This window comes from Mariniflexile sp. AS56 (genome assembly GCF_030552475.1).
Lineage (GTDB): Bacteria > Bacteroidota > Bacteroidia > Flavobacteriales > Flavobacteriaceae > Mariniflexile.
Map to the genome: position 1 here is coordinate 1 of NZ_JAUPED010000029.1, position 23840 is coordinate 23840.

Genomic DNA, 23840 nt, shown 5'->3' on the forward strand with positions numbered 1-23840 from the left:
ATACTTAAGGAATATAACAAAGGAGGTAAGGTTACCGTGAGAGCAGATCTTTTAAAAGAATTGGGCTTTAATGCCAACTTCTTTACGCACTATTGGAAGAACACCAAAGGCGATGTTTATTTATTTGTTTATGAATTTGGATTTATAAAGCGGACAGAGAACACCGTTGATAAATATGTACTAATACAATGGCAAGATTATATGGAGAAATAATTTTGAAATTGACTAAAATTAGTTAATTTGAACCAAAATTAATATAAACAAAAGTGAACATAAAACGGAACACGTTTTAGAACACGATTTTCAAAAATAGCAGCTGGGAAGCCCAGTGTTTGTGTTAAAGACAAGCACCTATTAGAACTCATAACCCGAAGGTCACTGGTTCGAGTCCAGTTCCCGCTACAAAGCTTCACGCTAATGAAATCAACGGATTGTGTTCTCACAATCCGTTTTTTATACACATATAAAACAAAACACCTCGGTTTTGTATTTAGTAGTCTAAATTAATATTCTAGCCTCCTCTTTAGTCCAGTTCAACATAATAACCAATTGTTTATCCGTTTAACCAGTCATAAAAGTGAATAATAGTTTAAGTTTGTGCTCTATTATTTTTAGATATGACCTACACTTTAGAAGAATTAAAATCAGGGAAATTAATTGGTTTAAAACGACTAAAATTAGCCTGTGGTATGACGGAGTTTCCAGAAGAAATAATTGAACTTTCTGAAACGCTGGAAGTTTTAGATCTATCCGACAATCAATTAACTGAATTACCAGATAGCATATCTCAGCTAAAGAAATTAAGAATCATATTTTTTGCACGTAATAACTTTACAGCGTTTCCTGTTATCCTTAGGGAATTGCCCGTTTTGAGTATGATTGGGTTTAAATCCAACCAAATTCAAAGCGTGCCAGAAAACGCCTTTCCGCCATTATTAAATTGGTTAATTTTAACCGATAATAAGATTGCAAAATTACCAAAAAGTATAGGGAATTGTACATTGCTACAAAAATGTGCCTTAGCAGGAAATCTAATTGAAGAATTACCATCTGAAATGGTGAACTGCAAAAAATTAGAACTCCTAAGAATTTCGGCAAACAAACTTAAGGTTATTCCAGAATGGTTATTCGAGTTGCCAAAACTGTCTTGGGTAGCATTTGGTGGAAACCCTGCTTCAGAAAGAATACAATTAAAAACGGATATAGATTCGATTGATTGGAACGATTTTACGATTAATGAGCAAATAGGAGAGGGCGCTTCAGGATTAATTTCAAAAGCACATTGGAATTTCAAAAACGAGGAAGTAGCCATTAAGGTTTTTAAAGGTGATGTAACCAGTGATGGATTACCAGAAGATGAAATGGGAATATCCATTGCTGCTGGGATGCATGTTAATTTAATTCAAGTTTTAGGGAAAATAAAAAACCATCCAGAAGCTAAAAGCGGCCTAATAATGGAACTTATATCTCCTACGTATATTAATTTGGGGAATCCTCCAAGTCTGGAATCTTGTACTAGAGATGTTTTTGATGACTCATCCGTTTTTAATGGAGGCGAGTTGTTACATATAGCCAAAAGTATCGCTTCAGTTAGTTGTCAATTACACAGTAAAGGTATTAATCATGGAGACCTTTATGCACACAATATATTGGTGAATAAAACGGCAGAATGTCTTTTAGGCGATTTTGGTGCCGCTTCTGTTTATAATGTAAATTCAGTACTTGCAACGACTATTGAACGCGTTGAAGTGCGAGCATATGCGTGTTTGTTGGAAGATGTGTTGGGTCTTGTTGATGAAAATGAAATGAACATCCCGCTTCGTAATAAATGGAAAAAATTAATAGCGGATTGTACAAGTCCAGATGTTAAAGTTCGACCTAGTTTTTCTAATATTTTAGAGGAATTAAATAATTTTCAGAAGGACCTTTCATGAGGTATTATTTATCTTTTAGTCACGTTCGTACCAGTATTCTCTTATTTTTAAATGATGAATAAACTAAAATTTAATAAGTGAATAACCTTCAGATTGATAGATCGTCAATACCGTCATGGCAGATAAAGCTAATTTAATTTCAGGCAGAAGTTCAGACTTTGAAATGCCCGAATAAGCAGCAGATTGTCCGCATATAAACATAGCAACCCCATGTTCTGATAATGTTTTAATTAAATAGGTGTTAGGGTTTTTAATGCCATATTTTTTCATGTAAGCAGCATCCGATAAAGCATCCTTTGTAGAATCTCCATGTAAAACAAACGCTAGAGAAATGTTCGATTCTTTTACGCCACTTTTAACATGCATATTCAAATACCGATGAAGACTGGAAATGAGCGGGTTTGAAGCCAAGGAGTCTTTAGGCATATAGTCAATATCAAAGATGGCTTTGAGAACCGATGTAGAATCTGGAGTAAAATCTGCGTCTTTAATGTTGAATGTGGCTCCAATTTGGTCGAAAACCGGACCGTATTCAGGCTTCATTGTTTGACCTAAGCAGGTATTGAGACAAAGGCTTAAGAAGATTATTGTTATAACAGTTGATTTCATCTTTAAATTTATTTCGTTTATTTTTTTTTCTTTAAGTGTCGGCCTCTAGGTTCGTTACCTTCATGGAGCACAATTTCGGAATGCAGAAACTCAGCAGCTTCGGCTGAACCTTTCACTTTTGAAGCGGAGCGATCTAACATGTCTAATTCAAATGCCGTTAATACCGTTTTTCTAATTCCCGTCTCTCTCCATTGAGAAAAGGGGCCGCAGGTTCTTGAGATTCTTCGAGCAAGTGCGAGGGCGTCTAGCAATGCTTGATTTGCACCTTGTCCTTTGAAAGGGCTCATGGGGTGTGCTGCATCACCAATTAGTGTTATTTGTTCTTCTTGCGCTAGTAATTCGGGCTTGAGTAATTCGCGGTCATATACGGGGTAGCCAGAAATTTGAGTTTCTTGGGTGGCTGTTAAAATTTGAGGAATGGGGTCGTGCCACGGTGTCCTGCGGCGTGCTTCTGCCTTAAGTGCTTTAGTCCCCTGGTTACTTAATGCCTTAGCTTCTTTTTCCGGCATAGGGAAACTAAGTTGCCACATCACAGAGTCTGTTGTGTAAGGCATCATGTAAATGCGTTCATTCCCATTTGCTGTTTGAAACACCGTAGCCGAGTCTAGTAGAGAGCTATCAATACCTTCCAAATCTTTCAAAGGGCAAATGCCCAATATCACAATACAACCTAAATAGCGTAGTGGGGTGATGTCATCACCAATTAATATTTTTCGAACCGAACTGCGAATACCATCGGCTCCAACCACAAGGTCTGCTCGGGCGCTTTCTATTTCGCCGTTTACTTGAAAAGTAAGGTCAATTGGATTACCTGGACTTGTTTTATAACCAATTAACTGATGTCCCCATTGTACTTCCTTATGCCCGCCGAGTTGTTGCAGTAGTGCTAAGCGCAAAGACTGTCGTGCGATATGCACATTAGTACGTTTCGGAGGTGTTTTTGCATCGGGTTGTATCCATTTTCTCATGCCCCATTCACCAATTATGTTTCCTTCTGTGGTGTGAACCACGTGCCTAGTGGATATCACGCCTTCGTTTAATGTGAAAAGTCCGAACCCTTCTATCGCTTTACTAGCTTGTTGCAAAGTGAGTCCGTAGCCTTGAGAGCGTGTATTGAAGTCGTTATCTCGTTCGTAAAGTGTAAAAGGGATGCCGCGATGTAGACAAGCGACGGCAAGCGCTACACCACCAATGCCACCGCCAATAATAGCGACGTGTGGGTAGTTTTCTTTATCAGCTGCAGGGTGGCAGGCGTAAGGAATCAAACCTGAACCGCTACAATTCAAACAAGCGTATAAATGCCCTTTAGGTTTTACAGGGGCTGTTCCTTCACGTTTGGTTTTTTCAAATTGTTCTAATGCGAATTGGTAGTTGGCTCGCACCTTCTTGCGGAGCCTCCGTCTTTTTTTACCGCGTCCCTTACATTCGGGACACATCGTCCAGCTTGCCTCTTCATGTTCCATTCTGTTTACGCCTTTATTTATCTTGTCTAAATAGTCTGTTTTCAAGTTTCTTATAGATGGTTCTGCATTTCAAATAATATACTCTTTAGAATAATTATAATGTTTTGCTTTATTATCTCAAGATTCTCCAACATATTGAATTACTCATTTAGAAATTCCTTCTTATGAATTAGGGCTAATTTAGTAAATGTAAATTGAATAGAAAGTGTAAGAGTCTCAAGGGTCTAAAATTAGTATACATGTATGTTGATATGAAAATCAATAAATAAAAAAAAAGGGGTAGATTTTATCTTGTAAAATCTACCCCTTTTTTAATTTGCTGTTTCTAGCTTTCTTTCTATGAAAAATATATATATATAGAAATAACAATTATAGTAATCGTTGCACCAATGGTTTTAGCATGTTTCCAAGGTGTTACATCTACTTCATGCGTAAGTTCTAAATGGTACTCTGTTGGTCTCGGATTTAACTTCCCGATAATTAACATGATGATGATGTTCATCACAAATAAAATAGCCATAACATGTAAATAATGCGGATAGTTGTCTGCTCCAAACACATAAGGTTTCAGTACAAACTGGCTTATCATATAGAGAACAGCACCTAAAACAATTGCAATATTTGCAGCCTTTGCAGGGACACGTTTTGTTAAATACCCCACAACAATAATGGTTAAAATAGGAATACTGTAACAGCCGTTAACCTCTTGAAGGTATCCAAATAAACCATCAGGAGCATTGGCAATAAAAGGAGCTACAAACATAGAGAGCAGTGCTAAAACCACACCGAAAAGTTTTCCGGCTTTTACTGTTTCTCTTTCAGAAGCTTCTTTATTAATGAATTCTTTATAAATATCAATACCAAATAAGGTTACAGAACTGTTAAGTGCACTGTTAAACGAACTTAAAATAGCACCAAAAAGTACTGCGGCAAAAAATCCAACTAAAGATGCCGGTAATACTTGTGTTACTAATTTAGGGTAAGCTTCATCTGGATTTGCAAGGTTACCTTGAAATAAATGGAACGCAATAATACCAGGAAGTACCACAATAAGCGGCCCTAGAATTTTAATAAAAGAGGCTAATAATAATCCTTTTTGACCTTCCTTTAAATTTTTAGCACCTAAAGCTCTTTGTATAATAGCTTGGTTGGTCCCCCAGTAAAATAGTTGAACGAGCATCATTCCTGTAAAAATAGTAGAAAAAGGAATAGACGAACTGGCATCACCTATAGCGTTAAATTTTTCAGGATTAGAAGCCATTAAGGTTGTAATACCTTCAGAAACACTTCCGCTTCCAATTTCACGTAAACCAAAATATGGAATTAAAAGACCTCCAATTAATAAACCGACTGCATTAATAGTATCAGATACGGCAACGGCTTTCAAACCTCCAAAAATAGCATAGATAGACCCGATAATTCCAATGGAAAATACCGTAATCCATAAAGCGACATTCTTCGAAACACCTAGCATTTCAGGCACATTAAACATGGCATTAATAGCTAAGGCTCCAGAGTAAAGTACAATGGGTAATAGCACAACCACATAACCCGATAAAAATAACCCAGAGGTAATGGCTTTCGTAGTTTTGTTGTAACGACGTTCTAAAAAGGTAGGAATGGTAGCAATACCGCCACCTAAATACCGTGGTAATAAGAATATAGCCGTTACCACCATAGCAATAGCAGCTAAAGTTTCCCAAGCCATAACTAAAAGGCCTTCCTTATAAGCCGAACCGTTTAAACCAACAATTTGCTCGGTAGAAAGGTTTGTTAAAAGTAATGAACCTGCAATAACAACGCCTGTTAAACTTCTGCCACCCAGAAAGTAACCGTCCGATGTCGATTCGTTGGTGTTTCTAGTTTTATAATACGAGACGACTGCTACTAATATTGTAAAACCTAAAAATGATAAAATTTGCATAATTGTGTTTGTTTAGTTTTAGTTTAGAATTTTAGTTGAGTTCAAATATAAATTATAGTTTGGATTTATGAAGTGATTTTTATAATTGAATTGCTGAATAAATATAAAATTACCTTGTTTTTAGATCTACCATGTTTTTTTTTAAGAATAATACTTCAAACGAAAAAGGTTTTTAGTTTTTTTTGAATAAGTGGATGTGGTGTTGGAGATTTCTATGACTTTTTCAAAATAATAATGATCAAAATTTAAAAATTTATCGATTAAATACGTTAAAAATCATATAAAGACTGCGGTATTCTGAATTTTAATTTGCTATTTTTGACATCAAATTAAATAAAAATAAGAAAATGAAAATAATTAAATTTTTAGGAGTTGTGTTATCAGCTTCAATTTTATCATCTTGTGGTGGACAAGGAGTTTCAAACAGAGCATTAAAAACAGAGTTAGACTCAGTAAGTTATGCCATTGGTATGGACGTAGCTAGAAATGTAAAAGCAAGTGTTTCAGAAATTGATAGTGAATTATTCATCCAAGGATATATGAATGCACTAGATTCTACCAATATTTTAATTAAAGAAGAAGATGGTCAACAAGTTTTAACAGCATATTTCCAAAAGAAACAAGCTGAAAAAATGAAAGAGCAACAAGAAGAAGCTGAAAAAGGAAAATCTGTTGGTGTTGATTTCTTAGAAGCTAACAAAAGTAAAGAAGGTGTTAAAGTAACCGAAAGTGGTTTACAATATAAAGTTTTAAAAGAAGGTAAAGGACCAAAACCAACTGCCGATTCTAAAGTAAAAGTACATTACCATGGAACATTAGTTGATGGTACTGTATTTGATAGCTCTGTAGATAGAGGTGAGCCAACTGAGTTTGGTGTTGGTCAAGTTATTACAGGATGGACAGAAGGTTTACAACTTATGTCTGTTGGTTCTAAGTACCAATTCTTCATTCCACAAGAATTAGGATACGGTGCAAGACAAGCTGGTGAGAAAATTAAACCATTCTCTGCTTTAATTTTCGAAGTTGAATTATTAGAGATTGTTGAATAAGTAGCAAACTTATTTTCACATATAAAAAAAACAGAAAGGCAACTTTCTGTTTTTTTTGTTTATAGACAGATATATAGTTGAATAAACCAATCAAGGTTGTAAATTTGCAGCATCTTAAAAACAACAATTATGAGCCACAAAGCAGGTTTTGTAAATATTATTGGAAACCCTAATGTAGGTAAATCTACTTTAATGAATGCCTTTGTAGGTGAGAAGTTATCCATCATCACATCGAAAGCACAAACAACGCGTCATCGTATTTTAGGTATTGTGAATGGCGAAGATTTTCAAGTGGTACTTTCAGATACGCCAGGTATTATTAAGCCAGCTTACGAGCTGCAAGAAAGTATGATGGGCTTTGTGAAGTCTGCTTTTGAAGATGCCGATGTGTTAATCTATATGGTTGAAATTGGTGAGCAAGAATTGAAAGATGAAGCGTTTTTTAATAAAATTACCAGTTCTAAAATTCCTGTATTACTTCTTTTAAATAAAATTGATAAATCGAATCAAGAACAATTAGAAAGTCAAGTGCAAGTTTGGGCAGAGAAAGTACCGAATGCGGAGATTTTTCCAATTTCTGCTTTACAAGGTTTCAACGTTAAAGAAGTGTTTAATAGAATCATCGATTTGTTACCAGAATCGCCTGCGTTTTACCCAAAAGACCAGTTAACCGATAAGCCTGAACGTTTTTTTATAAATGAAACCATTCGTGAAAAAATCCTAATTCATTACAAAAAGGAAATTCCGTATGCGGTTGAAATAGAAACTGAAGAGTTTTTTGAAGAAGAGGAGATTATTAGAATACGCGCCGTGATTATGGTAGAGCGCGAAACTCAAAAAGGAATCATTATTGGGCATAAAGGAAGCGCCTTAAAACGCGTTGGCGTAGAAGCTCGAAAAGATTTAGAAGCTTTTTTCGGAAAACAAATTCACTTAGAAACCTATGTGAAGGTGAATAAAAACTGGAGAAGTAACCAAAAACAGTTACGCCGTTTCGGTTATAATAATTAGTAAATACACTATATTTTAATCTTTTGTAAAAAAGCACTTTAGGTTGTGTATATTTCCTATTTTTGCAAAATATTTCAAGAAATAAAATAATAAATCAGTCACAGACTGTTTACAATAAATAAGATGAGTAATATCGTAGCAATAGTAGGTCGCCCAAATGTAGGGAAATCAACATTTTTTAATCGCTTAATTCAACGTAGAGAAGCTATTGTTGATGCCGTAAGTGGGGTTACAAGAGATCGCCATTATGGTAAAAGTGATTGGAACGGTAGAGAGTTCTCACTTATAGATACTGGTGGTTATGTATTAGGTAGCGACGATATTTTTGAAGCAGAAATAGATAAGCAAGTAGAGTTAGCTATTGATGAAGCGGATGCCATTATTTTTATGGTTGATGTTGAAAATGGTGTAACTGGAATGGATGAAGATGTTGCAAAACTACTTCGTAAAGTAAGCAAACCCGTATTTCTTGTTGTAAATAAAGTGGATAATGCGAAGCGTGCTGAAGATGCTGTAGAGTTTTACTCTTTAGGTTTAGGTGAATATTTTACTGTTGCTAGTATAAATGGTAGTGGAACAGGAGACTTGTTAGATGCCTTAGTTAAGGCGCTTCCTGAAAAGGAAACCGTAATTAATGAGGAATTACCTCGTTTTGCAGTAGTGGGTCGTCCAAATGCAGGGAAATCATCATTCATAAACGCGTTAATTGGTAAGGATCGTTATATTGTAACCGACATTGCGGGTACAACTAGAGATTCTATCGATACGAAATACGACCGTTTTGGTTTTGAGTTTAATCTGGTTGATACAGCGGGAATCCGTAGAAAATCAAAAGTAAAAGAAGATTTAGAATTTTACTCTGTAATGCGTAGTGTACGTGCTATCGAACATAGTGATGTGTGTCTATTAGTTTTAGATGCTACTCGTGGGTTTGATGGTCAAGATCAAAATATATTTTGGTTGGCAGAGCGTAACAGAAAGGGTGTTGTTATTTTGGTTAATAAATGGGATTTGGTAGAGAAAGACCATAAAACAACCCTAGAGTATGAAAAAGCGATAAGAAAGGAAATGGAACCTTTTACAGATGTGCCTATCATATTTATCTCTACACTCTCTAAACAACGTATTTATAAAGCGATAGAAACGGCTGTTGAGGTTTATAATAACCGTACTAAAAAGATCAAAACAAGTGTGCTTAATGAGGTTATGTTACCTATCATTGAGAATTACCCCCCACCGGCAAATAAAGCTAAGTATGTAAAAATTAAATACATCATGCAATTGCCAACGCCACAACCACAATTTGCGTTTTTCTGTAATTTGCCACAATACGTTAAAGAACCGTATAAGCGTTTTCTGGAAAATAAATTACGTGAACATTTCGATTTTAAGGGAGTTCCTGTGAGTGTGTATATGCGTAAGAAGTAAAGGTTTTATTAACTTTTGTCTTCTAGGGTGTGTAATTTATAGCACATTAAAATAGATAATTAAAAATGCTCGGATTAGGTTTATTTAAAGCCTAATCCGAGCATTTTTTTTTACGGTTTCTATGCGTGTGTATGTGCGTAAGAAGTCGTACCATTAATTACGTATGCTATTTATTTGTAGGTTTAATATTATGCTTTATATTTATGGTCTTACTGTAATTATGAGAAAAATAATATTACTTTTTTTGCTTGTTTCGGGATTCAGCTTTTCCCAAATTCTTGAACCCGTAAAATGGGTTACTTCAGTTGAAAAGATTTCAAATTTAGAATACACCATTGTTTTAACGGCAAACATCGATACATCTTGGCATTTGTATTCACAACAGGTTCCTGAAAACGGACCATTACCTACCATTTTTATATTTACGTCAAGTTCTAATTATACTTTAGTTGGCGATACTACAGAAGAAAAGGGGCATGTTGTTTATGAAAAAGTATTTGATATGAAAATTAAATATTTCGATACCAAAGCAATTTTTAAGCAACGTATTAAAAAACGAAATAATAGCCCTTTAAAAATAATAGGAGAGATTGAATATATGTCCTGCAACAGTGAAAAGTGTGTGCCAGGATATGATGATTTTGAAATTGCGCTATAGTGCAGTTTTAAGTATGTTCAAGCTGAATTTTCAAGAATATTTTATAAACTATAAAGCTATTAATTATGAAAAAATACGTCATTATCTTTTTATTGGGACTCATTAGTTCCCAGGTGTATTCACAAAAAGTAATTACAAATCCAGAATACGGGTTTAGTACAGTGCCAGGAGAAATAACAAAAATTGAATTTTTAGAGGATGCTACTGTATTTCATTTTCATATAAAATATAAACCAAATTATTGGATTTTCCTGCCGAATAAAACATTTATAAAAGATGTGGAGAGTGACGATAAATTATTCGTTGTAAAAGCGGAAGGCATTCCTATGGAAGAGCGTTTTTTTATGCCAGATTCAGGTGAAGTAGAATATAAATTGTTTTTCCCTAAAATAGCCGATTCTACAACTAAATTAGACTTTGGTGAGGCAAATGATGGTGGCACATGGTTTGTTTATGACATTGTTTTGAATGAAGATAGTTTGCTAAATAAATTACCAAAAGCGCTTAAAGATAATTGGTTTACAACAGATGGGAGTAACCAATGGAGTTATACGTTTTTAAGTGATAAAGCCATTGTAGATAGTAAGGTGTGGAATTATAAATCAGTTGAAAATAAAAAGGGAAACTACGTTCTGACGCTTGAAAAAGAAGGCGAAATAAAAACTGTTTATGCTAAAATTGATAAAAAAGGATTGGTTACCATAGGTGAAAATAAAAAGGACTTAAAGCTTTATAGTAAAAACCACACTCATAATCCTAATTATAAATTTAAAAATGATGTTGCTTATACGTTACCCATTTTAAAAACTGACTCAACGACTTATTCGGGAGTTATAAAAGGGTATTCATCAAGACTTAAAGTTTCAACCGCTATGGTGTATGTGAACAATGCGTTTACGGGTAACCAAGAGTCTTATTTAGTAAAGATTGCTGACGACGGAAGTTTTTCTGTAAAGTTTGCAATTGATCACCCTAAATTCATCTTAGTGAGAGGTGGTGGCGTCAATCTTCAGGTGTTTGTTGAACCTGGGAAAGAAACTTTTCATTTCGTAAATAAAGATGAAAACCTTTTTATGGGAAACAGTGCTCAAATAAATACAGATTTGCTAGCCATGAGTTCTATTAATTATTTCGATTATAGAAAAGCATATAAAGATATTTTGAACATAAAACCAGAAGATTTTAAATCGCGTGTTATAGAAATTAAAAATCGAGAAATGGCGGCAGTTAATGCTTTAATAAAACAACAATTTATCAGCCAGAAGGCACTTCAAATTAAAAAATTAGATATTGAAATATCGGCAATTCAAAACATATTAAGCTTCGACCTTCAAAAACGTTCTGCTTTAAGGCGTCTTGAAAAAGATAAAACAAAGAAGGATAGTTTGACTTATCCAGATTATAAAGTTGATGCTTCATATTACGATATTGTTACCAAAGATATTCTTGATAATAGGTTGGCTGTTATGTCAAGTGATTATAGCAGTTTTATTAATAGGCTTCGGTTTGCTGAAATTTTTAGTGAGAATATATCAAGCAGTGTGTCTTTTACAACAGCTCAATTAGCGGAGCTACTTAAAAAGGAAGGTGTTGTGTTATCTCCAGAAGAAATAGAAATGGTTAAGGCGAGTAAAGTGACGCAAACCCAGGAGATTATGGCAAAACAAAAGCATTTCAATATGAAGTATCAAAAGGGGCTTAGTGTTTTCTTGAAAGAACACGGTGAAGCTTTTAGTGAAATTATGAAAGATGAAAACAAGAGTGTTAGCCTTGTAAGTGATTTTAAAAAGAAAGGTATCAGTTTAACAGTTGAAGAGGAAAACATGTTAAACGCATTTAGTGATTTAAATACACCAGAAGAACGGGAGAGAAGCACTCATTATTATAAAATCCATGGAGAAGTGGCAAATGCGTTTTTTAAAAGAAATACACCGGCTATAAGTGGTTTGTACGCTCAAAAGCGTAGTAGTGCTAAGGAAGATAACATGCATGAAGTTTTTAATACGAAGGAGGCTTTTGTTTTTGATATTATAAAATTACAGGAAAGTCTAGGTGAGCTTGATAGAAACCTCATACCGTATTCTGATGCTAAGGTGGAATCATTACAAGAAACGATTAATTCGCCTTTTCTTGCAAATTATATTGTTTATGAAAACGAAAAAACTAAAGCTAAAATTGAAGCGAATAAAACAAAAAAGGGTTATGTCGTAAATGAAGTTGAAAAAACAGAAGGAGACGAGCTTTTTGAGTCTATGATAGAGAAGTTTAAAGGTAAAGTTGTGTATGTCGATTTTTGGGCAACATGGTGTGGGCCATGTAAAACTGGTATTGAAAGAATTAAACCGCTTAAAGAAGAAATGAAAGAGGAAGATGTGGTTTTTCTGTATGTTACAGGGCCTAGTTCTCCTGAAAAAACATGGCAAAATTCGATCCCAGATATTAAAGGTGAACATTATAGGGTGTCGAAAGACGAATGGAATTACTTGACTGATAAATTTAAAATTTCAGGAATTCCGCACTATGCCTTGGTAAATAAAGAAGGGGATGTTGTAAATGATAAATTGGGACACAAAAGCAATGCCGATTTAAAGGCGCTTTTAAGTATGGAAATAGAGAAATAAGAACTTCAATATTAAAAAAAAAATAGATAATTAAAAATGCTCGGATTAGGTTTGTTTAAAGCCTGATTCGAGCATTTTTATTTTAAGATAGTTCTTGTACGTTAAATAACCTTTTAGTAAGAAATGAGAGCACTGCGACTAAATATTGCGACTGGAAACTAAATTTACCAACCCCCAGAAGCGCCACCGCCACCAAAGCCGCCACCGCCGAAACCGCCACCAAAGCCGCCACCGCCGAAACCGCCACCAAAGCCGCCACCGCCGCTAAAACCGCCGCCAGAACTTCCGCTACCAAAACCTCCACCAGAAGAACGTCCCATGTTACTTAATATAATAGCGTCTAGAATACTAAAGCCACCCGATTTATTACCTCGGTTTCCTCCCTTGCCACCACCACGCCTGTTGTTTGAAATAGAAATCATAATGATGATAAATATGAAAACAAGTATGATTACAAATCCTGAAGGCGAATCTTTTTTATTAGAAGTTTCACGAGTGCCTTGATATTCGCCGGTTAAGACTTCAAAAACAGCGTCCGAACCACGGTTTAAACCACCGTAATAGTTGTTTTGTTTGAAAAACGGAATGATATCACGTTCTATAATACGCTTCGACATAGCATCTGTCAATAAATGCTCAACGCCGTAGCCTGTTTTTATGGTTATTTTTCTATCGTTTCTTGCTAGTAGTATAAAAACACCGTTATCTTCTTTCGCTTGTCCAATACCCCAAGTATGAGCCCATTTGGTGCCTAAATAATCAATGTTCTCACCTTCGGTGGAATTAATTATAGCAATGACTATTTGTGTTGATGTGGTATCCGAATACTTAACTAATTTTTCTTCTAAACTGCTTTTTTCAGCAGCGGACAACAGATTAATATAATCGTAAACACTTGTTTGAAATTCGGGTGTTTTTGGAATTTTAAATTGCGCATAAGTAAAACTAAAAGATAGCACAGTGATTAATACGAAAAGAATTAATCGGCTATTTTTCTTAAACTGCGACTGCGACTGCGACTGCGATTGCATACTGAATATTGAATATCTCACCCTTTAGAAATTTCGTTTGATAGTTCGTTTGTATCCAAATCTGTATATGGAAAATGCTTTTTAAGTTGCTCACCAGATTTTAGAATGCCATCAACCATACCTTGTTTAAAATTCCCCACTTTAAAATGCGACTGCATCACATCTTTAGTGCTATCCCAAAAGTCTTTAGAAACGACATCGTTAATACCTTTATCTCCATAAATAACAAAGGTTTTTTCATTTACGGCAACATAAATTAATACCCCATTTTGTAATTTGGTATTATCCATTTTTAACATATAAAAAACCTCTAAAGCACGATTTGTAGCATCGCCTTTAGAGGTTTTTTCTATATGAACTCGTATTTCTCCCGATGTGTTTAACTCGGCTATTCTAATAGCTTCAATAATCTCTTGTTCTTCATTGGCTGTTAAGAAATCTTCAACTTTCGACATTAAAATTCAATTTTTGGTGCGTTTTCACTACCTGCGTCAGATTTATATAAAGGCATGCCATTAAAACCTCCTATGCTAGCAATAAAATTTGTTGGAATTTTTTTTATGATAATATTATATTCACCTGCAATACCATTAAACCTGTTGCGCTCTACGTTGATTCTGTTTTCTGTGCCTTCAAGTTGAGATTGTAATTCCAAAAAGTTTTGATTCGCTTTTAGATCAGGATATCTTTCAACTACCAATAATAATTTAGATAAAGCACCCGTTAAGCCTTGTTGCGCTTGTTGAAACTGTGCCATGTTTTCAGGTGTTAAGTTATTAGCATCTATAGTTGTTTTGGTTGCTTCTGAACGGGCTTTGATAACACCTTCTAATGTTTCTTTTTCATGTGCAGCATAACCTTTTACTGTTGCTACTAAATTAGGTATTAAGTCGGCACGTCGTTGGTATGAACTTTCAACATTAGCCCATTGTGCTTTTGCAAGCCCTTCTTTTTCAACAAGCATATTGTTTACTCCAACACCCCATTTTATGATTAAAAATATGACAGCAACAATAATTATTAATGGTAACCACTTTTTCATTGTAATTAATTTTTTTTTGTTTATAATTTGGTTTTGATTGTAAGTAGTGAAAACTTTAAAAATGTTACAAGTGTTGTTTTATTTTTATCAGTTGGTTCCTTACGTCTTCTAATTTACTTATGATTTCAAAATTAGAAAGAGATTCTTTTTTTTCTTCTTTTAAATGCGTTTTAGCACCATCAAGTGTGAAGCCACGTTCTTTAACGAGGTGGTAAATAAATTTAAGGTTTTTAATGTCGTCGGGCGTGAATTTTCTATTGCCTTTAGCATTTTTCTTAGGTTTAAGCGCATCAAATTCCTTTTCCCAAAAGCGAATTAAAGAGGTGTTTACACCAAATGCTTTGGCTACTTCGCCAATATTATAGTATCGTTTTTCGGGTAATTCTATGTGCATTAATCTAAAGATTGGTTTTCTAATGAAGCATGCTCCAGTAAGTCATTAAATTCTTCGGCAGTTAAACTTCCGTAGTAAAAGTTGATGGGGTTTATACGTTCTCCATCTTTATAAACTTCATAATGTAAATGTGGTCCTTCAGAGCGTCCGGTGCTACCAACAAATCCAATAAGATCACCACGTCTTACTTTTTGGTTTTTTCTAACATTGTATTTGTATAAATGGGCATATAAACTTTCGTATCCGTAACCGTGCACTATTCTAATATGGTTTCCATAGCCAGTAGCTCTGTTGTCTGCGCGGTCTATAATGCCATCGCCAGTGGCGTAAATAGGTGTGCCTCTAGGTGCCGAAAAATCCATGCCGTAGTGCATTTTCCTAACTTTGGTAAAAGGGTCGGATCGCATACCGTAACCGGAGGCCATTCTTTTAAGATCTTCATTTCTAACAGGTTGTATAGCGGGTATTGCTGCTAGTAATTTTTCTTTATTTTCTGCGAGTACTGCAATTTCATCAAGCGATTTCGACTGTACTACTATTTGTTTTTGTAGCACATCTAAGCGTTTATTACTTTCAGTAATTAATTTAGAATTGTCAAACCCTTCTAAGCTTTTATAACGGTTTACACCACCAAAACCAGCTTTACGTTGTTCGTCTGGTATGGGGTTGGCTTCAAAATAAACTCTATAAATATTATTGTCGCGGTCTGCTAAATCGGCTAAAACAGTTTCAGCCTCTTTCATTTTTTTATTTATCAATTCAAATTGCAATTGGGCGTTTTGAAGTTCGCGTTTTAATGCGCGTTCTTTAGGTGATTCTACGTACTGGCTAGCTATAAAAACAAATAGAAACCCGAATAATGCAGAGCCCAAAATAAACACAGAAGCATACTTTAGCGTGTTCCTTTTTTTACGTTGTATTTTCTTGTAAGACAACGATTCTGCATCGTAATAATATTTTACCTTACTCATTTCCTAATTTATTCTATTTTTGCACTTTATTAAATGCCATTAATATTGAATTTTAATAGTTAACGACCCGTTTTTAAAAATAGTATCAGTTAGTTGTTTGATACTAAGATTAAAGTCTGTTTTTATTAAAGTTTAAAATATTTTGAAAAAAGTAAAGATAAAAATTGTTTTGCAATTAATACCAATTTAACAACATAGTAACCATTTTATAAATGAAACGGCCATGTTCAAACGTTTGCAGGTAAATCAAAAGATGAAAAGCAAACAGCATGTAAGCGTTAAGAAGTAATACCTATAATTCATGAAGTCACAAGATATTCGATCTAAATTTTTAAGTTTTTTTGAAGATAAAAAGCACAGCATTGTACCATCTGCACCTATGGTTCTTAAAGATGACCCAAGTTTAATGTTTGTAAATTCTGGGATGGCGCCTTTTAAAGAATATTTTTTAGGGAATGCCGTACCAAAAAACAGCCGTATTACAGATAGTCAAAAATGTTTACGTGTTTCTGGAAAACATAATGATTTAGAGGAAGTTGGTTATGATACCTACCACCATACCCTTTTTGAAATGTTGGGTAACTGGAGCTTTGGCGATTATTTTAAGAAAGAATCTATTGCCTGGGCTTGGGAATTATTGGTAGATGTTTTTGGTGTTGATAAAGATATTTTATACGTGACCGTTTTTGAAGGAAGCGAAGAAGATAACTTACCTATGGATATGGAAGCTTATGATTTGTGGAAGCAATTCATTTCTGAAGATCGTATTTTGAAAGGGAATAAGAAAGATAACTTCTGGGAAATGGGCGACCAAGGACCTTGTGGACCATGTAGTGAAATACATGTTGATATTCGTTCTGCGGAAGAAAAAGCGAAAATTCCGGGTAAAGATTTAGTAAATCAAGACCACCCACAAGTTGTGGAAATTTGGAATTTAGTATTCATGCAATACAACCGAAAAGCCAATGGGAGCTTAGAAAGTTTGCCAGATAAGCATATCGACACCGGTATGGGCTTCGAGCGTTTATGTATGGTGTTACAAGGTGTGCAGTCTAATTATGATACTGATGTGTTTACGCCAATAATTAGAGAGATTGAAACCATTACCGACCAAAAATATGGTAAAGATGAAAAGATAGATGTTGCCATTCGTGTGATTGCAGATCACGTGCGTGCCGTTGCTTTCTCTATTGCCGATGGGCAGTTGCCAAGTAATACAGGTGCTGGTTATGTAATTCGCCGTATTTTACGTCGTGCTGTACGTTATGGTTTTACTTTTTTAGATAAAAAAGAACCTTTTATTTATAGACTGGTAGAAGTATTGAGTGAAAAAATGGGAACCGCTTTCCCTGAAATGAAAGCTCAAAAACAACTAGTAGAGAATGTTATTAAAGAAGAAGAACAATCCTTTTTAAGAACCCTAGATCAAGGTTTGGTGTTGTTAAACCGTATCGTTGAAGAAACAAAAGGAACTACCGTTTCTGGAGGAAAAGCATTCGAATTGTATGATACTTATGGGTTTCCAATAGATTTAACCGCACTTATTTTAAGTGAAAAAGGTCTGGGTCTCGATGAAAAAGGCTTTAATGAAGAACTTCAGAAGCAAAAAAACAGATCGCGTGCCGCTAGTGAAATGAGTACCGAAGATTGGGTTGTATTAGTTGATGATAAAGAAGAAGAATTTGTAGGTTACGACACGCTTGATGCTAATGTGAAATTAACAAGATATAGAAAAGTAGTCTCTAAGAAAGATGGCGAAATGTATCAATTGGTGTTTAATTTAACACCGTTTTATCCAGAAGGTGGTGGTCAAGTAGGTGATAAAGGTTATTTGGAAGATGTGCATGGCGATGTGGTTTATATTTTAGACACGAAAAAGGAAAACAATGTAATCATCCATTTTGCTAAAAACTTACCGAATCACATCAACGAATCGTTTAAAGCGGTTGTAGATAGTGCACAACGTTATAGAACGGAGTGTAACCATACAGCGACGCATTTATTGCACCAAGCATTACGTGAAATTTTAGGAACCCATGTCGAGCAAAAAGGAAGTGCTGTGCATTCTAAAAATTTAAGATTCGATTTTTCACATTTTTCTAAATTATCAAATGAAGAATTGCAAGATGTTGAAACCTTTGTAAACTCTAGGATAGCGAGCAAATTGCCGCTTATTGAAAAACGAAACATGCCTAAAGATGAAGCGATTGCAGAAGGCGCCATGAGTTTGTTTGGTGAAAAGTATGGAGATACCGTACGCGCTATTCGTTTTGGAAAATCGATGGAGCTTTGTGGTGGTACACACGTTAAAAATACAGGCGATATCTGGCATTTTAAAATAGTGTCTGAAGGTGCTGTGGCTGCGGGAATTCGTCGTGTTGAAGCGATTACGAATGATGCTGTTAAAGATTTTTATTCTGAAAACAATAAAGTGTATTTCGAAATGAAAGAGTTGCTTAACAACGCTCAAGAGCCTGTTAAAGCATTACAAAATTTACAAGATGAAAACGCTGGTTTAAAAAAACAGATTGAAGTTTTGTTGAAAGAGAAAGCAAAAAACATAAAAGGTGAGCTTAAAAGTGAGTTACAAGAAATAAATGGTATTCAGTTTTTAGCTAAGAAACTAGATTTAGATGCTTCTGGTATTAAAGATGTGGCTTTTGAATTAGGACAAAATAGCGATAATTTGTTTTTACTATTTGCTACTGAAAATGATGGGAAGGCATTATTATCTTGCTACATATCAAAAGAATTGGTAGCTAGTAAAGGCTTGAATGCCGGACTTGTAGTGAGAGAACTTGGTAAATACATTCAAGGTGGCGGTGGCGGACAACCATTTTTTGCAACTGCAGGAGGTAAAAACCCGGCAGGAATTGAAGAGGCTTTGGAAAAGGCGAAAAATTATATAGGATAGAATAAGAGTTTCAAAGACACAAAGTAGCGAAGTTTCAAAATTAAGCTGTAATACTTTGAGTCTTTGAAACTTTGTAACTTTAAATAGGTGAAATTACAAACCCAAATACCTTTACAAAAACAGTCTAGTAGTCTAATAGACTATCATTCTAACATACTATTGTTAGGGTCTTGTTTTGTAGAGAATATAGGAGAGAGGTTGTCCTATTTTAAGTTTCAAGTCTTGCAAAATCCGTTTGGAATTTTGTTTCAGCCTAAAGCTATTGAATCGTTAATTTCAAATGCTATTAATGAAAAGGAATATTCTGAATCTGATATTTTTTTTCAAAATGAACAATGGCATTGTTTTGAGGCGCATTCAAAATTAAGTCATCCCTCAAAGGAAGTGTTGTTGGGGAGTTTGAATGAAGCCATCAAATCAACCAAAGAACAAATACACAAATCAACACATATTATAATTACTTTAGGAACGGCCTGGGTGTATCGAATTTTAGAATCGGAACAACTAGTAGCGAACTGCCATAAAGTACCTCAGAAGCAGTTTGCTAAAGAATTACTACCGGTTGAATCTATTACAGAATCGTTAGATTGTATTGTGAATATGATTAAAGGCATAAACCCGAAGGCTTCTGTGATTTTTACGGTATCTCCTGTGCGTCATATTAAAGATGGTTTTATTGAAAACACCCAGAGTAAAGCACATTTAATTACGGCGATTCATAAATGCCTCAATCACCAAGTGTCCATTGATAATAGTCAATCAGCCTACTTTCCTTCTTATGAAATTATGATGGATGAGCTTCGTGATTATCGTTTTTATGCTGAAGATATGTTGCATCCTAATGCTACAGCAGTACAATACATTTGGGAAAAGTTTCAGGAAGTGTGGATGTCAAGTGAAGTTTCAGAGACTATGAAAATGGTAGATGAGGTTCAAAAAGGATTAAGCCATAAACCTTTCAATTCTCATTCTGAAGCACATCAAAAATTTCTTTTAAAAATTCAAGAGAAACAACTTCAGCTTCAAAAAAAACATACCCACATTCGTTTTTAATCTAAGAATACTGTTTTGTAGACTTTAAATAGTCTTGCGGAGAATGGTTTGTTACTTTTTTAAAGGCACTAAAAAAAGGATTGTAAGACGCGAACCCTGTTTTATAAGCTAGAGATTCTAAAGTATTTGTTTTTAAGTAGTCCTGTTCTATTAAATGGATGCTGTCTTTAATTCTAGAATGCATACGGTATTCTGAAAAAGTACTACTCGAATGGTATTTAAATAAGTACACAATGTGGCTTGTTGGTACGCCTAATTTGTTAGCAATATCGGCAGGTGCTGCTTTAGGGTTTCTAAAAATAAATTCGTCTACACTTAATCGATCTATTTCTTGAATATAGCTAACAATATTCGACATTATTTTTTCTTGTAGCTTCAAATCTGGATCGTTCTTCGTGTCATTGACATCCAAAATCCAATTCTCGTTTTTTAATATTTCAGGTTGCGAATGGTCTTCCTCGGGTAAATTAAATTTTAATATTTTTTTGTTAAGAATAGGGAGTCCGTATAAAATTTCGGGTGCCGTTAAAATTTTAAAATATATAAATAGCCAATAGAGAAGAAGTAGTACGCCTAGAGATTTTCCTGAAAGATTAGATTTCGCTGAAACTTCTGTGTAAATGGAGATTAGCAACGTGATGGTCGCTAAAAAATTTTGAGTAAACAGACAAATAGTCCAGTTTTTTACCAATCTAAATTGTGTGTTATTAATAAGTAGGCCTTTTTTAAACCAAATATTTTTGCTTAAAAATTTAGCTATCCGTCCTAAATAGAATAGGATGAAACCGGCTACTAAAGTTAAATTTATAATACGCCTGTGTGCAAAGATGAAGCTGTCTGTAATGAATGAATGTGTATTACAAATGAATAATAGGACTATAAAAATAAGATGTTTTAAATCTTTAACGTCGTAGGTTTTATTTTGAAGAACTAAATTTTTGTAATACAAATAGAAGGCAGGTATTACAACAAGAAAAAATAGTGATTGAGGTCCTTGATCTGGTGAGATTTGGTGTTGTAAGCCCATTTCAAAACTTCCATGAACTAAAAATCGTAATGAAACAATGCTAATAATTAATAATAAAAAGGCATTGTAAAATGGGTTAGACCTATAAGAGGTTATCATTATAGTGATGGTGACTAAGCCAATTATGCCAGTGAATAAAAATAAGAATGATTCTATCACTTAGTTGAGAGGTTTATTGGCAAAAGTAGCAAATTATGACGGCCTTTTTTTATAAAAATCGCCGAAAACAACAGGATGCCTAGCTTCTTTTGCTTAAGAATAACATAAGAAGTTCCATTAATTACCAGTTTTAGGCCTGTTTATTCTTATTGATTTGCGTAAATACTTACTGATTACGCATAAAAGTCGATTAAATGCAAATTAATAGGTTGAAATGCAATTTAATCACTATGTTTACATCATTGTTAATGACTTCTTAATTTTTGTTTTTTATTCAATAGTTAAAATGATCATTAAAAATAATTAGTATAACGCCCAATAAACTTAACCTTTATGATAAAGCTAGTTCTATTAGTATGCTTTTGTTGTGTTTGTCAACAAAATGTTTTTTCACAATCAAATTTAGTAAGATCTACAACTGGCGCTTCTGGAGCTTCTGTCGATGTTGTACAGGGCGACCATGCTTATGTGGTTCAACAAAGTATTGGACAACCAAGTGCTATTGGAACTTATACAAATACGGAAGGGTATAATGTGCGACAAGGATTTATTCAACCCAATATTTTATCTAAAATTATTGACAAAAATACACCAATAACCCTTCAGTTACATGTGTATCCAAATCCTTTTGATGTGCAAATTACATTAGGTTTTCAGGATGATATTACTAGCGAAATCGCTATAACCGTATTTAATATGCTGGGAGCACGAGTGTTTTCTAGTAATTATAAACCTAGTCAAAAACTGGATTTAAATTTGAATATGTTGCCTTCGGGAGAGTATATTTTAAAAGCGGTTGCTAATAAAAAGCAATTCATTGAAAAAATTATAAAGAGATAATAACCACTTATATATCAAAAACCAAATCAACCTAATGAATATGAATATTAAAAAAGTAACTCAATTAGTTCTGTGCCTCTTTTTTGCGGCCGTAGCTTCAGCACAAGAGGTGTATTTGGAGACGGGAAAAACGTCTTCAACCTTCGATTATAAAGATTCGTCGGGCGCAGGCTTAGATAATTTACAAGCAACCACTCAAAGTTTTATGGCCATTGGTTATAAAAGAGCTGTTTTTAATGACAAGGTACATGCCGATTTGGGAGCTACATATGTAGGTTATGGTGCTATTGGAAGTGATCAAGCTGTAGAAGGTATTTTGGAATGGCAGACTAATTATTTAGAGTTTAACCTTGGTTTAGATTATACCTTGTTCCGTTTTAAAAAAGCATCCTTTTATGCTAAAGGAGGCATATCAACTGGGTTTTTAATAAATGGAAGCCAAACGCTTTCCAATGAGGTTATTAATTTGAAGAATTCAGATGATTTCAATAAAGTGATGGTGAGTTTTAAACTAGGAGCCGGTATTGGGTACCCTGTTTCAAACGATTTGTCTTTTTATGCTCAATATCTATATGGAAAGAGTTTAGATCAAACAAATAGAGGTGATGATGAATCTTTAAAAATTAAAAGTAATTCTATCGGTTTTGGTGTTTTAATTAAGCTGTTTAATGCTAATTCGACATCTAAAAGTTAATATAAATTCAATAATAAGGAAAACTGATTAAGTCCTAAATCATAAAAACTAACCTATATCTTATGAAAAAATTATTACTAATACTTTTGTTAATCGTCGCAGGTTTTCAGGGTTTTTCTCAAACAGCTGGAATTAGTTACCAAGCCGTAATATTAAATCCAAATACCAAAGAACTTCCAGGGGCAAATGCCCAAACTAGTATTTTGGCAAATAGTAAAGTCTTTGTTCAATTTACAGTCCTTGATGAATTTAATACTCAAGAATATCAGGAATATCATGAAGCAACCACAGATATTTATGGTATGATAAACCTACTAATTGGGCGTGGTACCCAAAAAGGATTTCAAGTTTTTGAAGACATTCGTTGGAGTGGTTTTTCAAAAAAATTAAAAGTAGAAATTGATTTTTATGGGAAAGGGAATGCGTATACCTTGTTAAGTGAACAAGAATTAACCTTTATGCCTCAGCCTGCTAACATTGAAGATGCTGAAGCGATATTGAATAATACGGAGGATATTATTGCAGAAAGAAGTAGAGCTGTTTCAGCAGAGTCTTCTTTACAAGAATCGATAGATCTAAATAAAACAAACGCTGATGCAGCCATAGTTGTAAATTCTAACGCTTTAGCAGCAGAAGTTGTAAGAGCTACTAATGCAGAAATTGCGCTAGATACTAAGTTGGTTACCCAAGTAGGTGACCTTGCAACTGCTGATGCCAATTTAAAATCAAACCTAGATGCATTGCAATCGGATGTTGATGCTAATCAAACAGCAGCGAATACAGCTATTGCAAATGTTCAGTCAGATGTAGATGCAAATGAATCTGCGCGTATTTCAGCAGACACTACACTTCAAACTAATATTGATACGGTTCAATCGGATGTTGACGCTAATGAAACGGCAGCGAATACGGCTATTGCAAGTGTTCAGTCAGATGTAGATGCAAATGAAGTAGCACGTATTTCTGCGGATACTACACTTCAAACTAATATTGATACGGTTCAATCGGATGTTGACGC

At 34.5% G+C, this 23840-nt stretch carries 20 protein-coding genes and 1 pseudogene; 12 read left to right on the plus strand and 9 right to left on the minus strand.

The features are described from left to right. Together Q5N74_RS18170 and Q5N74_RS18175 are read left to right on the plus strand one after the other, a co-directional pair. A pseudogene (locus Q5N74_RS18170) lies at positions 1 to 213 on the plus strand (hypothetical protein); the annotation flags it as partial. A 404-nt stretch (positions 214 to 617) separates the two neighbouring features. After that, complete coding sequence (locus Q5N74_RS18175) at positions 618 to 1934, plus strand: leucine-rich repeat-containing protein kinase family protein (protein ID WP_304390419.1); 1317 nt, start codon at positions 618 to 620, stop codon at positions 1932 to 1934. 63 nt (positions 1935 to 1997) lie between these two features. Here Q5N74_RS18175 and Q5N74_RS18180 read toward each other — a convergent pair whose 3' ends face one another. From Q5N74_RS18180 to Q5N74_RS18190, 3 genes are all read right to left on the minus strand, one after another. Continuing rightward, positions 1998 to 2477: a DsrE family protein gene (locus Q5N74_RS18180; protein WP_304390420.1), complete on the minus strand. Its 480-nt coding sequence runs from the start codon at positions 2475 to 2477 to the stop codon at positions 1998 to 2000. 83 nt (positions 2478 to 2560) lie between these two features. Further along, positions 2561 to 4006, minus strand: coding sequence for an NAD(P)/FAD-dependent oxidoreductase (locus Q5N74_RS18185; RefSeq protein WP_304390438.1), 1446 nt, complete (start codon positions 4004 to 4006; stop codon positions 2561 to 2563). A 337-nt stretch (positions 4007 to 4343) separates the two neighbouring features. Beyond that, entirely contained in the window at positions 4344 to 5930 is a 1587-nt protein-coding gene (locus Q5N74_RS18190; RefSeq protein ID WP_304390421.1) for a solute:sodium symporter family transporter, read from the minus strand. 347 nt (positions 5931 to 6277) lie between these two features. Here Q5N74_RS18190 and Q5N74_RS18195 point away from each other — a divergent pair, with 347 nt between their 5' ends. From Q5N74_RS18195 to Q5N74_RS18215, 5 genes are all read left to right on the plus strand, one after another. Next, positions 6278 to 6979 (plus strand): FKBP-type peptidyl-prolyl cis-trans isomerase, encoded by a 702-nt coding sequence (locus tag Q5N74_RS18195; RefSeq protein WP_304390422.1) that lies wholly within the window; start codon positions 6278 to 6280, stop codon positions 6977 to 6979. Positions 6980 to 7108: 129 nt separating this feature from the next. Then, a complete protein-coding gene (gene era / locus Q5N74_RS18200; protein ID WP_304390423.1) occupies positions 7109 to 7990 on the plus strand; it encodes a GTPase Era in 882 nt (293 codons plus the stop codon). A 123-nt stretch (positions 7991 to 8113) separates the two neighbouring features. Next, a complete protein-coding gene (der, locus tag Q5N74_RS18205; RefSeq protein WP_304390424.1) occupies positions 8114 to 9418 on the plus strand; it encodes a ribosome biogenesis GTPase Der in 1305 nt (434 codons plus the stop codon). A gap of 220 nt (positions 9419 to 9638) precedes the next feature. Next, complete coding sequence (locus Q5N74_RS18210; RefSeq protein WP_304390425.1) at positions 9639 to 10076, plus strand: protein-disulfide reductase DsbD domain-containing protein; 438 nt, start codon at positions 9639 to 9641, stop codon at positions 10074 to 10076. 65 nt (positions 10077 to 10141) lie between these two features. Continuing rightward, complete coding sequence (locus Q5N74_RS18215) at positions 10142 to 12697, plus strand: TlpA disulfide reductase family protein (RefSeq protein ID WP_304390426.1); 2556 nt, start codon at positions 10142 to 10144, stop codon at positions 12695 to 12697. Positions 12698 to 12861: 164 nt separating this feature from the next. Here the strand turns inward: Q5N74_RS18215 and Q5N74_RS18220 are convergent, their stop codons facing one another. From Q5N74_RS18220 to Q5N74_RS18240, 5 genes are all read right to left on the minus strand, one after another. Beyond that, a complete protein-coding gene (locus Q5N74_RS18220) occupies positions 12862 to 13749 on the minus strand; it encodes a YgcG family protein (RefSeq protein WP_304390427.1) in 888 nt (295 codons plus the stop codon). After that, positions 13746 to 14183 carry a TPM domain-containing protein gene (locus Q5N74_RS18225; RefSeq protein ID WP_304390428.1) on the minus strand — a complete coding sequence of 146 codons (438 nt, stop codon included), beginning with the start codon at positions 14181 to 14183 and terminating at the stop codon, positions 13746 to 13748. Before Q5N74_RS18225 ends, Q5N74_RS18220 begins: the two co-directional genes overlap by 4 nt. Further along, positions 14183 to 14770 carry a LemA family protein gene (locus Q5N74_RS18230; RefSeq protein WP_304390429.1) on the minus strand — a complete coding sequence of 196 codons (588 nt, stop codon included), beginning with the start codon at positions 14768 to 14770 and terminating at the stop codon, positions 14183 to 14185. The genes Q5N74_RS18225 and Q5N74_RS18230 overlap by 1 nt, the downstream gene beginning before the upstream one ends. 64 nt (positions 14771 to 14834) lie before the next feature. Then, a complete protein-coding gene (locus Q5N74_RS18235) occupies positions 14835 to 15164 on the minus strand; it encodes a MerR family transcriptional regulator (RefSeq protein WP_304390430.1) in 330 nt (109 codons plus the stop codon). Further along, entirely contained in the window at positions 15164 to 16135 is a 972-nt protein-coding gene (locus Q5N74_RS18240; RefSeq protein ID WP_304390431.1) for a M23 family metallopeptidase, read from the minus strand. Before Q5N74_RS18240 ends, Q5N74_RS18235 begins: the two co-directional genes overlap by 1 nt. Before the next feature lie 301 nt (positions 16136 to 16436). Here Q5N74_RS18240 and alaS point away from each other — a divergent pair, with 301 nt between their 5' ends. Then, positions 16437 to 19049: an alanine--tRNA ligase gene (gene alaS, locus Q5N74_RS18245; protein ID WP_304390432.1), complete on the plus strand. Its 2613-nt coding sequence runs from the start codon at positions 16437 to 16439 to the stop codon at positions 19047 to 19049. Between the two features lie 87 nt (positions 19050 to 19136). Continuing rightward, positions 19137 to 20102: a GSCFA domain-containing protein gene (locus Q5N74_RS18250; protein ID WP_304390433.1), complete on the plus strand. Its 966-nt coding sequence runs from the start codon at positions 19137 to 19139 to the stop codon at positions 20100 to 20102. Position 20103: 1 nt separating this feature from the next. Here the strand turns inward: Q5N74_RS18250 and Q5N74_RS18255 are convergent, their stop codons facing one another. Then, positions 20104 to 21288, minus strand: coding sequence for a helix-turn-helix domain-containing protein (locus tag Q5N74_RS18255; protein WP_304390434.1), 1185 nt, complete (start codon positions 21286 to 21288; stop codon positions 20104 to 20106). Positions 21289 to 21621: 333 nt separating this feature from the next. Between Q5N74_RS18255 and Q5N74_RS18260 the strand changes: the two genes are divergently transcribed. From Q5N74_RS18260 to Q5N74_RS18270, 3 genes are all read left to right on the plus strand, one after another. Then, positions 21622 to 22128 (plus strand): T9SS type A sorting domain-containing protein, encoded by a 507-nt coding sequence (locus Q5N74_RS18260; RefSeq protein WP_304390435.1) that lies wholly within the window; start codon positions 21622 to 21624, stop codon positions 22126 to 22128. Between the two features lie 40 nt (positions 22129 to 22168). Beyond that, on the plus strand, positions 22169 to 22822 hold the full coding sequence (locus Q5N74_RS18265) for an outer membrane protein (protein ID WP_304390436.1): 654 nt from the start codon (positions 22169 to 22171) through the stop codon (positions 22820 to 22822). Between the two features lie 62 nt (positions 22823 to 22884). After that, positions 22885 to 23840, plus strand: a 956-nt coding sequence (locus tag Q5N74_RS18270; protein ID WP_304390437.1) for a hypothetical protein, incomplete at its 3' end; no start/stop codon positions are given.

What these genes read in the sequence shown, in the direction of transcription:
- Q5N74_RS18185 (WP_304390438.1), bottom strand. Translation starts at nt 4,006, where the DNA reads ATGGAACATGAAGAGGCAAGCTGGACGATGTGTCCCGAATGTAAGGGA.
- Q5N74_RS18265 (WP_304390436.1), top strand. Translation starts at nt 22,169, where the DNA reads ATGAATATTAAAAAAGTAACTCAATTAGTTCTGTGCCTCTTTTTTGCG.
- Q5N74_RS18260 (WP_304390435.1), top strand. Translation starts at nt 21,622, where the DNA reads ATGATAAAGCTAGTTCTATTAGTATGCTTTTGTTGTGTTTGTCAACAA.
- Q5N74_RS18180 (WP_304390420.1), bottom strand. Translation starts at nt 2,477, where the DNA reads ATGAAGCCTGAATACGGTCCGGTTTTCGACCAAATTGGAGCCACATTC.
- Q5N74_RS18190 (WP_304390421.1), bottom strand. Translation starts at nt 5,930, where the DNA reads ATGCAAATTTTATCATTTTTAGGTTTTACAATATTAGTAGCAGTCGTC.
- Q5N74_RS18175 (WP_304390419.1), top strand. Translation starts at nt 618, where the DNA reads ATGACCTACACTTTAGAAGAATTAAAATCAGGGAAATTAATTGGTTTA.
- Q5N74_RS18215 (WP_304390426.1), top strand. Translation starts at nt 10,142, where the DNA reads ATGAAAAAATACGTCATTATCTTTTTATTGGGACTCATTAGTTCCCAG.
- Q5N74_RS18235 (WP_304390430.1), bottom strand. Translation starts at nt 15,164, where the DNA reads ATGCACATAGAATTACCCGAAAAACGATACTATAATATTGGCGAAGTA.
- era (WP_304390423.1), top strand. Translation starts at nt 7,109, where the DNA reads ATGAGCCACAAAGCAGGTTTTGTAAATATTATTGGAAACCCTAATGTA.
- Q5N74_RS18225 (WP_304390428.1), bottom strand. Translation starts at nt 14,183, where the DNA reads ATGTCGAAAGTTGAAGATTTCTTAACAGCCAATGAAGAACAAGAGATT.
- Q5N74_RS18195 (WP_304390422.1), top strand. Translation starts at nt 6,278, where the DNA reads ATGAAAATAATTAAATTTTTAGGAGTTGTGTTATCAGCTTCAATTTTA.
- Q5N74_RS18230 (WP_304390429.1), bottom strand. Translation starts at nt 14,770, where the DNA reads ATGAAAAAGTGGTTACCATTAATAATTATTGTTGCTGTCATATTTTTA.
- Q5N74_RS18210 (WP_304390425.1), top strand. Translation starts at nt 9,639, where the DNA reads ATGAGAAAAATAATATTACTTTTTTTGCTTGTTTCGGGATTCAGCTTT.
- Q5N74_RS18240 (WP_304390431.1), bottom strand. Translation starts at nt 16,135, where the DNA reads ATGAGTAAGGTAAAATATTATTACGATGCAGAATCGTTGTCTTACAAG.
- der (WP_304390424.1), top strand. Translation starts at nt 8,114, where the DNA reads ATGAGTAATATCGTAGCAATAGTAGGTCGCCCAAATGTAGGGAAATCA.
- alaS (WP_304390432.1), top strand. Translation starts at nt 16,437, where the DNA reads ATGAAGTCACAAGATATTCGATCTAAATTTTTAAGTTTTTTTGAAGAT.